A 12,675-nucleotide genomic window follows, 5' to 3' on the forward strand; every position below is an offset into this window, starting at 1 on the left:
CCTATCTCCCCGTCGTGATCAGAACTCGGGCCCCTCTGGCGTGTTACCGGACAACACGTGATGTCGAGTTTCTATAGGATGGGGCCACGTTAAGTTCTGATATGCGTTCCCCATCCGAAAAGCCAACCTCGTCCGGCTAAAGGTTGACTGATGGACTTCCTGTTTCTGGATTTTCTCGGCACCCCCACATGGATGTGGGCGGTTTTCATTTCTCTCGTTCTCGGCCTTCTGGCCCTTGACCTTGGTGTTCTGCATAAGAATTCCAAGGAAATCGGCATTCGCGAAAGCATGCTGATGTCCAGCTTCTACATCGCCATCGGCTTGGCCTTCGGCGGCTGGATCTGGTACCAATCCGGTCAACAGTCGGCGATGGAATACGTCACGGGCTTTGTTGTCGAAAAAAGCCTGGCGATGGATAACATCTTCATCATCGCCATGATCTTCTCCTATTTCGCCATTCCGCGCCAATACCAGCACCGCGTCCTGCTGTGGGGTATCCTCGGCGTTATCGTACTGCGCGGCATCATGATCGCGGCTGGTGCGGCCATCGTCGAAAACTTCCACTGGGTTCTGTATTTCTTCGCGGCTTTCCTTGTCTTCACCGGCCTGAAAATGCTGTTTTCGTCCGACCACGATGAAAATGACATTGGCAACAACAAGATCCTGAAATTCCTGCGCAGCCACCTGCCGGTCACCAATGCCCTGCATGGCGAAAAGTTCTTCGTCAAGGAAACCGATTCGAAGACCGGTAAGCTGAAGACCTTCGTTACGCCGCTGTTCCTGGCGCTTATCATGGTCGAAATTGCTGACCTGATCTTCGCAGTCGATTCGATCCCGGCGATTTTCGCGATCACCACCGATCCGTTTATCGTCTATACGTCGAACATCTTCGCAATCCTCGGCCTGCGTGCGCTCTACTTCGCACTTGCAGCCCTGATGCACCGCTTCGCTTACCTGAAATACGCGCTGGCTGCGGTTCTTGTGTTCGTTGGCTCGAAAATCTTTGTCGCCGACATGCTGGGTATCGCCAAGATCCCGCCGGCTCTTTCGCTCGGCGTGACCGTCGCCATTCTGGCGACCGGCATCATCGGTTCGCTGATCGCGACGCGCAACGAAGACAAGGTCATCGACAAGGCATAAATGCAAAAGGCGGCGAAAGCCGCCTTTTCTCATTATTCTGCAGCGAGACTGACGTCTCCATCCGCCGCATCCGCATCGCCGGGTGCGGTTTTTGCGTCGAGGTCGGGGAAAGCCACGATCCGCTTGCCGGAAAAATCGGCGTGAACGACCACCAGTTCCTTTTCCTCGAAATAACCGAGAAGGCGCCGGGCCCGGCGAGCCGAATGGGTGCCGTAAGCACGGGCAATACGGGCGTCAGAGGGACATGGCTCTTCGCCGAGCGCCGCCTTCACCAACAGCAGGAACACGCCTTGAAGATCGTCGGAAACGCTTTTTGAAAGCTCGAGCGCTGTCTGCCAGTGCTCGCTTGCCGCCATCTCCACATCGACGCCAGACCGGGTAATGGCCACCTGACGACGGAATTCGGACAGCGGCATGGGGGTGCCGGCAATACGCCGCATACGGGCGCGCACCAGAAAATCCTGATAAAGCACGGCATCGGTACGATAGGCCGATTGCGGATCATCGAGAATTTCCATCAGCACGCCGGCGATCTTCTCTTCCCGCTCCTCGGGGGACATTTCGGGCTGGCTCGAGCGTGTCTGCTCGGAGGGTGACGTGACGGCTGCCGGCGTCGATCGCGAAAGCTCCGCCAGGATATCCGTTGTCGGGCGCGGCGCAGGCGGCGTACGACGAACGACTGGCCGGTTGAATTCCTCCGGATCGGGCGTGAAGATCAGGTCTTCCACATCCTGCGGCGCATCCGGCAGCGGCATCAGCTTCGGTGAGGAGGAACGCGCCGAGGTTTCAACCGCACCAATGACGATCGGCAGCGGGCGGCGCGACAAAGCCGGACCAAGAGCAACGAAGTTACCACGCTGCAGATCGCGGAACATTTCCGCCTGACGGCGATCCATGCCGAGAAGATCGGCTGCACGCGCCATGTCGATATCGAGGAAGGTTCGGCCCATCAGGAAGTTCGAGGCTTCAGCCGCGACGTTCTTGGCAAGCTTGGCGAGGCGCTGTGTGGCGATCACACCGGCAAGTCCACGTTTACGGCCTCGGCACATCAGATTGGTCATGGCGCCAAGCGAAGCCTTGCGCGCATCTTCCGTAACCTCGCCGCCGACGGATGGCGCAAACATCTGCGCCTCATCCACCACAACGAGAACCGGATACCAGTATTCGCGATCGGCATCGAACATGCCGTTGAGGAAGGCAGCGGCGGCGCGCATCTGCTGCTCGATATCAAGACCTTCCAGCGTCAGAACGCAGGAAACGCGGTGCTGGCGGATACGATTGGCGATACCGGCAAGCTCTGCTTCGGTGCGCTCGCCATCCACGACAATATGCCCGAACTTGTCGGCCAGCGTGACGAAGTCACCTTCCGGGTCAATGATGACCTGCTGCACCCACGGCGCGGACTGTTCCAGCAGACGACGCAGAAGATGCGACTTTCCGGAACCGGAATTGCCCTGCACCAACAGACGCGTGGCCAGCAATTCCTCGATATCGAGCTTGGCAGCCTGCCCGCCCGAAAGTGTTCCCATGTCGATGCCGACCTGCACTTTACACTTCCCTGCACTGCGAATGGATGAAACGCCGACTCTCATGGAGGCCGACCGAACACCCTCTTTAACAAAAAATTAAACGAATAACCCTGCCCATCGCAACAATGCACAGGGAATTGCTGGTGCTTCACACCGCCTTCGGGCGACGGCCAAAGGACAGGCGACGGCCGAAGACGTTGAGCGCCAGGCCACCGACAACCAGCGTGCTGCCGATGATTTCAAGACGCGTAATGTGCTCGTCAAAAGCAAAATAGGCGCCGAGGAAACCGACAATCGGCACCAGGAGCGAAAATGGCGCAACCGTTCCGGCAGGATAACGCAGCAGCAGGAAACTCCAGATGCCCGCTCCCACGATCGTCGCGCCATAAGCCATGTAGATCACCACCAAGCCCGTCATCAGATTGGCACTCGCCATGCCATCGGCGATGGCCTGCGGGCCTTCGAGCAGCAGCGAGAGGATAACGAGCGGCAACACCGGCACCAGGCTTGTCCAGGCGACAAAGGAGATCGCATTGACCGATCCGACCTTGCGGTTGACGATATTGCCAATCGCCCAGCTGAACGCAGCGCCAACGCACATCAGAAGCGGGATCATGGCGGCAGCCGTCATCCGCTCCAGGCCAATGACGGCAAGACCCGCAAATGCAACGCCGGCACCTGCAATGTGGGACTTCAACGGAATCTCACCCAGCATCGTGACCGCCAGCGCCATGGTAAAAAACGCCTGAGACTGCATGACCAGCGACGACAGCCCGGCCGGAAGCCCCCATTTAATGGCCGTGTAGAGCAGCCCGAACTGCAAACAGCCCATGACCATGCCGTACACGATCATATGGCCCCACGGTACTTTCGGGCGCGGCAGGAAAAACACCAGCGGCACGGCTGCAAACAGATAGCGCAAGGCTGTCAGCAAAAGCGGCGGCATGCCCATGACGCCAACCTTGATGACAACAAAATTGAAGCCCCAGAGAAACACGGTAACGAGGGCGAGAAGAATGTGCGGCACTGCCATTGGGATGTCCGAATTTCAAACCGCCACCGGCGGCATTTCAGGAAGCAGCCCTCTTCCAGCCAATTGCCAACAAACCAGCGCCGATCAGCAGACTGCCGCCGGTACGATTGACGATGCGCTGAACGTTGGGTTTGCGAATGGTGTTGCGGGCTGCACTTGCCAGCAATCCATAAAGAGCCGCATTGCAGGTGGCAAGCACGAGAAATGTCACTTCAAAGATAATCACCTGCGGCAGGAAGGGCAAAGTCGGCACCAGGAACTGCGGCAGGAAAGCGACGAAAAACACGATGCTTTTCGGGTTCAGCGCCGTGACGACATAGGCATGCAGGAAGATCTTCAGCGGCCGTTCCCGACCCGTTGCCCCCTCGCCTGCGGCCATTTCACCGCTGACGGGCGCGCGCCAAAGCTTGATGCCGAGATAGATAAGATAGGCCGCTCCGACCCACTTCAACCCGGTAAAAAGTGCGGCCGACGTTGCAAGCAGCGCACCAAGCCCGAGCATCGAAGCTGTCATCGCCGTGAAGTCGCCGAGCGCCACGCCGGTAACCGTTGCCGTGCTCGCCTTGCGACCATGGCCCAAAGCATAGGAAATCACCAACAGGATCGTTGGCCCAGGAATGGCGAGCATGATGGCGGATGCGGCCACGAAGGCCAGCCAGTTTTCGAGAGGCATGAGGAAACTCCCCTTGTTGATCGGAGCGAGCAAGCCATGGAAACGCCACGCTGGCAAGTGGTCGCCTGCGTGACGGCAGGCGGAAAGAATGCGGCGATCATTCGGCCTGCACCGACACCTCTCAGGTGTGGTGCAGGCCGTTGAATGACGCGCCGTTAGAACCGCGGCGCCCAGTAAGGAGCCGACCAATCGCGCCGCTTCTTCCTCGCGGAAGGTTCAACGCCGATATCGTCGAGCAGCCACTCCGGCAAATCGTCAACGCTGTCGGGCGGCGCACGCGGCACAATCGCCGCAAGCAGAACGGTTTTTACGGTTTTCCAGACACCGAATACGACGAACAGACGGTCGACCGCATCAGGAAGGCTAAATGCTACCAATGGTTGATTTTTATGCATAGGAAATCCATCCCGGCGCCGCACGGGCAGCCAGGTCCTCTGGTGATGAAAAACGGCATGCGAGGCGAGCGGACGCGGCTCAGCACCGCGCGAACGCGCAACTCAATTGCCAGATGATGTGAAAATGCCAGATGGCAAGGAAAACAGGCGTATCAGCCTTGTCGGAGGCAAGAACCTCGGGTCATATAACCACCGGAAACATTGCCCGAAATAGCGGACACGCCCAAAAGGCGTACATTGATATTTGCAGACATTCCACGCCTCCATAGTTAGCGGTTATAGACGATTGCCACGATACACGAGATGCCCGCATGCGCAAGCGCCGCAATCTCGAATTGCATAATCAGCGAAAAACAGATGCAAAAAAGCAACAGGCCGTTTGGACCTAGACGCTGAGGCCGAAACCCTGCATCAGTCGCCGTGTCGCGAAATCCGGCTTGCCGGACGTAAACCGCGCAAAGTCAAATCCGTCAGGATGCTCCGCCCCCTGGACGAGTGGCACCAGATGGCGGGCACGGCGCGCAATCGCCTCCGCAGGGTCCAGCCAGTCAACCGGCCAGGGTGCCAGCTTGCGAAACACATTCGCCATGAAGGGATAGTGGGTGCAGGCAAGGACGACGATGTCGGTGCGTTTGCCGTCGTTATCGATAAAGCACGGTTCGATCTCGGCCAGCACCGCCTCGTCGGAAATCGGCTCGCCCCTGATCCAGCTTTCCGCCATCCGCGCAAGGTTCTCCGAACCGACAAGGCGGACATGACATTGCGAGGCAAAGGACTGGATGAGATCACGCGTATAGGCACGCTTGACGGTGCCCGGCGTTGCCAGAACGGAAACCAGCCCGGAACGGGTGCGCTCGGCAGCCGGCTTGATCGCCGGCACCGTACCAACGAAGGTCATATCCGGAAATTTCGCACGCAGATCGGCACCCGCAAGAGTGAATGCCGTATTGCAGGCAATGATGCAGACTTCAGGATCGTAGTCTCGCAAGAGCTCTTCGAACAGCGAGAGAATGCGGACCTTCAGTGCGGCCTCTTCCCAGCCGCCATAGGGAAACCCTGCATCGTCAGCGACATAGATGAAACCGCGCTCGGGCATCAGCACGCGCGCTTCGCGCAGGACCGTCAGACCGCCAATGCCGGAATCGAACACCAGCACCGGCTTCAGTTCTGCTGCATCCATCTCAGTCGCTAGAGCCATTCTCCGTCGTCTCCCCTGTCGTTTCCGTCTTTCCGGCCTGCTTGGGCCAGCGACGCGGGAAACGGTCGAGCGAATTGATTACGCCGCGAAACACGCTGATTTCCTGTTCCGAAAATCCCCGCCGGGAAAGCACGGCACGCAGGTTGTCGACCATTTTGGGCTTTTTTTCAGCCGGGTGGAAATATCCACGTGCCTCGAGCGCTTCTTCGATGTGCTCGAAAAGGCCAAAAACCTGTTCCTTGGTGGACGGGCGCTGTTCGACGGACTGGAAGACCGTATCTTCCAGATCTTCCATGCCCGATTTCATCCACTCATAGGACATCAACAGCACAGCCTGCGCGATGTTGAGCGAGGCAAAGGCCGGGTTGACCGGAAACGTCACGATCTCGTCGGCGAGAGCCACTTCCTCGTTGGTCAGACCCCAGCGCTCGCGCCCGAAGAGGATGCCGGTCTTTTCGCCTGCCTTGAATTTGGTCCGCAGCGTGTCGCAGGCCGTGACCGGCGCGCGCACCGGCTTGAAGCCGTAGCGTTCGCGAGCCGTGGTGGCATAGACGAAATTGAGATCCTTGATCGCTTCTTCCAGCGTGTCGAAAACCTTGGTGCCATCGATGACATGGTCGGCCTTGGACGCGGCCGCACGGGCCTTTTCGCTTGGCCAACCATCGCGTGGATTGACGAGGCGCAATTCGGCGAGGCCGAAATTGGCCATCGCCCGCGCTACCATGCCGATATTTTCTCCGAGCTGCGGTTCGACCAGAATGATCGCCGGGCCTTCCGCCACAAGTTCAAGCTCGCTGTTCGTACCTGCCATCGTTCGTTTTCCAGTTTCCAGACCGCCGTATCGAAAATCGATACTCTAAAGCGCGTCTCACTCGCACAGATCGGCGCGGAAATCAAAGCAGGAAGGCTACGTGCCCTCGTTATTCGCCCTTGATGATGGTTGCCATCTCTTCGCGCAGCGAGTCCGTGCCCTCATCGCCAACACGATGAATGTCGTTGATCACCGGACGACCATCCTCTTCGATGACGTCAAAATTCACTTCATCGACTGTCGCCTTCATCTCGGCCTCGTCCATGCAGGCCCACAGCTTGAACTTTGCCGTGACGTTCGTCACGCCATCCTTCGCAGGCGCAGCATCCACGATGACATCCTGCAACGGGCAACCGTCCTGCGAGTTGGTGACGACATCGTAACCGAAGGGGTCGCCCGTCGTGCCGCTTTCAGCCTCATAGGCCGGCTTTTTCGCGGCCTCGCGATATTGTGCGACGAATTCCTTGCTGAACAGTCCGGTCAGCATGTCCTCGTCAAAGATGTATTTCCAGTCCTCGGCTTCGCCTGACCAGTTCTTGACGGTGATGTCCATGATCTTCTGGACCGGATCGGTGGGACCGGCAGCAAAAGCGCTGGTGGAGAAGAGGATGGCGGCGGTGGCGAGCAGAATGGTCCGCATGATGTAATCCTGGAATTGACCCTTAGACGGGCGAAGCGATTCGCCTGACTGTATTGCGGCAATATGGTTTGGCAATGTTCAAAGCAGCAATGGCGCCCAGCCAAAAAAGCGCCACTCATGGCTTTGCCTCACGCGCATGCGATGCTATAGCCGCACCGGATATTTTTTCCACATAACGGCGTTTTTGCGCCGCAGCTTCGAAGGTGAGGAATTCATGGCAAAGATCAAGGTAGCCAATCCGGTCGTCGATCTCGACGGCGACGAAATGACCCGTATCATCTGGCAGCTCATCAAGGACAAGCTGATCCTGCCGTACCTCGATCTCGATATCGAATACTACGACCTGTCGGTCGAAAACCGCGATGCCACCAACGACCAGGTTACCGTCGATGCTGCCAACGCCATCAAGAAGCACGGCGTCGGCATCAAGTGCGCAACGATCACGCCGGATGAAGCCCGCGTTGAAGAGTTCGGCCTGAAGCAGATGTGGAAGAGCCCGAACGGCACGATCCGCAACATTCTCGGCGGCGTCATCTTCCGCGAGCCGATCATCTGCAAGAACGTTCCGCGCCTGGTTCCAGGCTGGACGAAGCCGATCGTTGTTGGCCGTCACGCTTTCGGCGACCAGTACAAGGCAACCGATTTCAAGTTCCCTGGCAAGGGCAAGCTGACGATCAAGTTCGTCGGTGAAGATGGTCAGGTTATCGAAAAGGACGTCTTCGACGCTCCGAGCGCCGGCGTTGCACTGGCAATGTACAACCTCGACGAATCCATCCGCGAATTCGCACGCGCATCCATGAACTACGGCCTGATGCGCAAGTGGCCGGTATACCTTTCCACGAAGAACACCATCCTCAAGGCTTACGATGGCCGCTTCAAGGATATCTTCGAAGAAGTCTACCAGACAGAGTTCAAGGCGAAGTTCGACGAAGTCGGCATCACCTACGAACACCGCCTGATCGACGACATGGTTGCTTCCGCTCTGAAGTGGTCCGGCGGCTACATCTGGGCCTGCAAGAACTACGACGGCGACGTGCAGTCCGACACGGTTGCGCAGGGCTTCGGCTCGCTCGGCCTGATGACCTCCGTTCTTCTGTCGCCCGATGGCCGCACGGTTGAAGCCGAAGCTGCTCACGGTACGGTTACGCGCCACTACCGCCAGCACCAGAAGGGTCAGGAAACCTCCACGAACTCGATCGCTTCGATCTTCGCATGGACCCGTGGCCTCGCTCACCGCGCCAAGCTGGACGACAACGCCGACCTGGCGAAGTTCGCAAGCACGCTCGAAGAAGTCTGCGTTGCAACCGTTGAAAGCGGCTTCATGACCAAGGACCTCGCGCTCCTTATCGGTCCGGATCAGCCTTGGCTTTCCACAACCGCATTCCTCGACAAGATCGACGAAAACCTTCAGAAGGCCATGGCTGCCTGATTTTCCCGATCATGACACAGAAAACCCGGCCATATGGTCGGGTTTTTTTATGCTTTCGGTCTGGGCTGCGGCTTCAATAATTCACGACCAGGCGCTTGTTACAACGTCGGGTTTCTTTTTGAATCACCATATCTTGATTAGACGTGACACTAGGCGCACACTCCGCAACCGACTGCGGCCGTATGCGAAGCTGAACACGACAACAACAATAACCACCTGAATTTCGAACTTCACCCGACTGGCCCGGTCAACAATGCCACACACCTCTATCGGACCCCGGAGATATATCCCGGTTGCCGACATGTATGCTGCGTGGCTGAACGAGTTGGAGCGTCCATGCCTCCATCCGGGCCAATGGCGCTCTGAAGTGCGCTTCAGGAGGAGGAGCCATGAGCGAACTGATATTTTATACGAACCCCATGTCGCGCGGCCGCATCGCCCGCTGGATGCTGGAAGAAGTGGGGGTCCCTTACAAGACGGAAGTTCTGGGCTTCGAAACATCGATGAAGTCGCCCGCCTATCGTTTGATCAATCCGATGACCAAGGTTCCGGCGATCAAACACGGCGACACGATCGTTACCGAAGCCGCCGCGATCTGTGCCTATCTGGCAGACGCGTTCCCCGGCGCCAATCTCGCACCCACGCCAAAGTCACGTGGCCTCTATTATCGCTGGATGTTCTTCGCAGCCGGTCCGCTCGAAATGGCTGTCAGCATGAAGGCACTGGGTTACGAGGTGCCGAAAGAAAAAGTGCGGATGGTGGGCTGTGGCAGCTATGATGACGTGATGAACACGCTCGAACGCGCCGTCAGCGAAAACCGTTATGTGGCGGGCGATCATTTTTCCGCTGCGGACGTCTACGTCGGCTCCCACATTGCCTGGGGCATGCAGTTCGGCTCCATCGAAAAACGCCCGCACTTTGTCGAATATGTCAGCCACCTCGGCGAACGCACGGCCTACAAGCGCGCCCATCAACTGGACGACGAAGCTGCCAAGGAAATGCAGGCAGCCGGTTGAAAAACAAAAAAGGCGGGCAATGCCCGCCTTTTTCATGCGTATGAAATGCCGTTATCAGGCAGCCAGAGCAGCAGCAACAGCGTCGATTGCCTCACTGGCTTTCGCACCGTCAGGGCCGCCAGCCTGCGCCATGTCAGCGCGACCGCCACCACCCTTGCCGCCGAGCGCTGCCGAAGCGGTCCGCACCAGATCAACGGCGCTGAAGCGCGACGTCAGGTCTTCGGTAACAGCGGCAACGGCGCTCGCCTTGCCGTCCTCAGAGACTGCAATCAGGAGAACGACGCCCGAACCAAGACCACCCTTGGCTTCGTCGGCGAGGCCCTTGAGATCCTTGGCGTCGATGCCGGAAAGCGACTTGGCGAGGAACTTCACTCCGCCGATTTCCTTGACGTCGCCGGCCGAACCTTCTGCGGAACCGCCACCCATCGCAAGTTTGCGGCGTGCTTCCGCCAATTCGCGCTCAAGCTTCTTGCGCTCGTCCAGAAGACCTTCGACACGCGAAAGAACATCGGCCGGCTGAACCTTGAGTGAGGATGCCAGCGCCTTCACGCGCTCATCCTGTTCCGCGAGGTAGGCAAGTGCGCCCTGCCCTGTCACGGCTTCGATACGGCGAACGCCGGCACCAACCGCGCTTTCACCGAGAACGCGGACCAGGCCGATCTGGCCGGTCGCCGAAACATGCGTACCACCGCAAAGCTCGACCGAGTATGGACGGTTGGCCTTGGCGCCATGAATGCCCGTTCCCATGGAAACGACACGAACCTCATCGCCGTACTTTTCGCCGAACAGCGCCATGGCGCCCTCGGCAATCGCATCGTCGACGCTCATCAGGCGGGTCACGACCGGCGAGTTCTGCAGGATGATCTCGTTTGCCATTTCCTCGACGATCTTCAGCTCTTCAGCCGACATCGGCTTCGGATGCGAGACGTCGAAACGCAGGCGCTCGGGCGCGACCAGAGAGCCCTTCTGGGCAACGTGGGTGCCGAGAACCTCGCGCAGTGCCTCATGCAGAAGGTGGGTTGCCGAGTGGTTGGCACGCAGGCGCGAACGACGGTCGTGATCGACTGTCAACTGAACCGCTTCACCGACCTTCAGACCGCCCTTCGAAACGGTACCGACGTGCACGAACAGGCCTTCGCCCTTCTTCTGCGTGTCGGATACGGTGAAGGCACCGTTTTCGCCGTTGATGACACCGGTATCGCCCATCTGGCCACCGGATTCACCGTAGAACGGGGTCTGGCTGACAACGACCTGAACGGCTTCGCCATCAGCGGCGGCGTCAACCGACTTGCCGTCCTTGACGATTGCCTGCACGACGCCTTCAGCCGTTTCCGTGTCGTAGCCGAGGAATTCGGTTGCGCCGAGCTTTTCCTTGAGCTCGAACCAGACGGTTTCGGTCGCCTTGTCGCCGGAGCCGGCCCAATGCGAACGGGCTTCCGCCTTCTGGCGCTCCATGGCGTCAGTAAAGCCGGAAATGTCGACGCCGATACCGCGAGCGCGCAGAGCATCCTGCGTCAGATCGAGCGGGAAGCCGTAGGTGTCGTAAAGTTTGAAGGCGGTTTCGCCATCGAGCATGCCGCCCTTGGACAGATCCACAGTTGCATCAGACAACAGCGACAGACCACGCTCCAGCGTCTTGCGGAAACGGGTTTCCTCGAGCTTCAGGGTTTCGGAAATCAGCGCTTCTGCACGCACGAGTTCCGGATAGGCGCGGCCCATCTGCTGAACGAGCGCAGGCAGGAGCCTCCAGATCAGCGGCTCCTTCGCGCCGAGCAGTTCGGCGTGGCGCATGGCGCGGCGCATGATACGGCGCAGAACATAACCGCGACCCTCATTCGACGGCAGAACGCCATCGGCAATCAGGAAGGCGGACGAACGCAGGTGGTCGGCGATAACACGGTGGCTGGCGCGCTTTTCGCCTTCCGCCGGAACACCGGTTGCCTCGACCGACGCCGAGATCAGAGCACGGAACAGGTCGGTGTCGTAGTTGTCGTGCTTACCCTGAAGCAGCGCGGAAATACGTTCCAGGCCCATGCCGGTGTCGATCGACGGACGCGGCAAATCGATGCGCTCTTCCTTCGTAATCTGCTCGTACTGCATGAAGACGAGGTTCCAGATCTCGATGAAACGGTCGCCATCTTCATCCGGCGAACCGGGAGGGCCACCCCAGATGTGATCACCGTGGTCATAGAAGATTTCCGAACAGGGACCGCAAGGACCGGTATCGCCCATCGCCCAGAAGTTATCGCTGGTCGGAATACGAATGATACGGTCGTCGGAGAAACCGGCGATCTTCTTCCAGAGATTAAAAGCCTCGTCGTCGGTGTGATAGACCGTCACGAGAAGGCGGTTCTTGTCGATGCCGAACTCGCCAGTGATCAGGTTCCAGGCGTGGCTGATTGCTTCTTCCTTGAAATAATCACCGAAGGAGAAGTTGCCGAGCATTTCAAAGAAAGTGTGGTGACGTGCCGTGTAACCGACATTGTCGAGGTCGTTGTGCTTGCCACCGGCGCGAACGCACTTCTGCGCCGACGCTGCCGTGGAATAAGGGCGGCTCTCAAGACCGGTGAAAACGTTCTTGAACTGCACCATGCCCGCATTGGTGAACATCAGCGTCGGGTCGTTACGCGGAACCAGCGGACTGGAAGACACGATTTCGTGCCCGTTCTTCTTGAAGTAGTCGAGAAACGTCGACCGAATTTCATTCACACCGCTCATGCCCACACACCGCTATAGCTGGAGTCCATCATCGCCATCCCATGCGGACGGCCATATTATAAAATCACTGGCTTTTATCGCCCGCTTTCCGCC

Annotated in this window: 11 protein-coding genes; 3 read left to right on the forward strand and 8 right to left on the reverse strand. The window is 58.5% G+C overall.

What is annotated here, in order from left to right:
- The first annotated feature begins 150 nt into the window (after nt 1-150).
- On the forward strand, nt 151-1,140 hold the full coding sequence (locus FY156_09735) for a TerC family protein (GenBank protein UXS01727.1): 990 nt from the start codon (nt 151-153) through the stop codon (nt 1,138-1,140).
- A 32-nt stretch (nt 1,141-1,172) separates the two neighbouring features.
- On the opposite strand, the gene FY156_09740 is transcribed toward FY156_09735, so the two are convergent.
- The 7 genes from FY156_09740 to FY156_09770 all read right to left on the reverse strand — a co-directional run bounded on the left by FY156_09740 (nt 1,173) and on the right by FY156_09770 (nt 7,419).
- Complete coding sequence (locus FY156_09740; protein UXS01728.1) at nt 1,173-2,687, reverse strand: ATP-binding protein; 1,515 nt, start codon at nt 2,685-2,687, stop codon at nt 1,173-1,175.
- A 130-nt stretch (nt 2,688-2,817) separates the two neighbouring features.
- Entirely contained in the window at nt 2,818-3,702 is an 885-nt protein-coding gene (locus FY156_09745; GenBank protein ID UXS01729.1) for an EamA family transporter, read from the reverse strand.
- 37 nt (nt 3,703-3,739) lie between these two features.
- Entirely contained in the window at nt 3,740-4,375 is a 636-nt protein-coding gene (locus FY156_09750) for a LysE family translocator (GenBank protein ID UXS01730.1), read from the reverse strand.
- A 155-nt stretch (nt 4,376-4,530) separates the two neighbouring features.
- Nucleotides 4,531-4,770, reverse strand: a complete 240-nt coding sequence (locus FY156_09755; GenBank protein UXS01731.1) for a hypothetical protein — start codon at nt 4,768-4,770, stop codon at nt 4,531-4,533.
- Between the two features lie 385 nt (nt 4,771-5,155).
- Nucleotides 5,156-5,968 carry a glutamate racemase gene (locus FY156_09760; protein UXS01732.1) on the reverse strand — a complete coding sequence of 271 codons (813 nt, stop codon included), beginning with the start codon at nt 5,966-5,968 and terminating at the stop codon, nt 5,156-5,158.
- The gene (locus FY156_09765; protein ID UXS01733.1) at nt 5,952-6,779 is read right to left on the reverse strand and encodes an RNA methyltransferase; all 828 of its coding nucleotides are present in this window, start codon (nt 6,777-6,779) and stop codon (nt 5,952-5,954) included. The genes FY156_09760 and FY156_09765 overlap by 17 nt, the downstream gene beginning before the upstream one ends.
- Nucleotides 6,780-6,888: 109 nt before the next feature.
- Nucleotides 6,889-7,419 (reverse strand): hypothetical protein, encoded by a 531-nt coding sequence (locus FY156_09770; GenBank protein ID UXS01734.1) that lies wholly within the window; start codon nt 7,417-7,419, stop codon nt 6,889-6,891.
- A gap of 214 nt (nt 7,420-7,633) precedes the next feature.
- Here FY156_09770 and FY156_09775 point away from each other — a divergent pair, with 214 nt between their 5' ends.
- Nucleotides 7,634-8,848, forward strand: a complete 1,215-nt coding sequence (locus FY156_09775; GenBank protein ID UXS01735.1) for an NADP-dependent isocitrate dehydrogenase — start codon at nt 7,634-7,636, stop codon at nt 8,846-8,848.
- Between the two features lie 389 nt (nt 8,849-9,237).
- Nucleotides 9,238-9,864, forward strand: coding sequence for a glutathione S-transferase family protein (locus FY156_09780; GenBank protein UXS01736.1), 627 nt, complete (start codon nt 9,238-9,240; stop codon nt 9,862-9,864).
- A gap of 54 nt (nt 9,865-9,918) precedes the next feature.
- Here FY156_09780 and alaS read toward each other — a convergent pair whose 3' ends face one another.
- On the reverse strand, nt 9,919-12,582 hold the full coding sequence (gene alaS / locus FY156_09785; protein UXS01737.1) for an alanine--tRNA ligase: 2,664 nt from the start codon (nt 12,580-12,582) through the stop codon (nt 9,919-9,921).
- Between the last annotated feature and the right edge of the window lie 93 nt (nt 12,583-12,675).

It is taken from the genome of Agrobacterium tumefaciens (genome assembly GCA_025559845.1).
In the GTDB taxonomy this organism is placed as follows: domain Bacteria; phylum Pseudomonadota; class Alphaproteobacteria; order Rhizobiales; family Rhizobiaceae; genus Agrobacterium.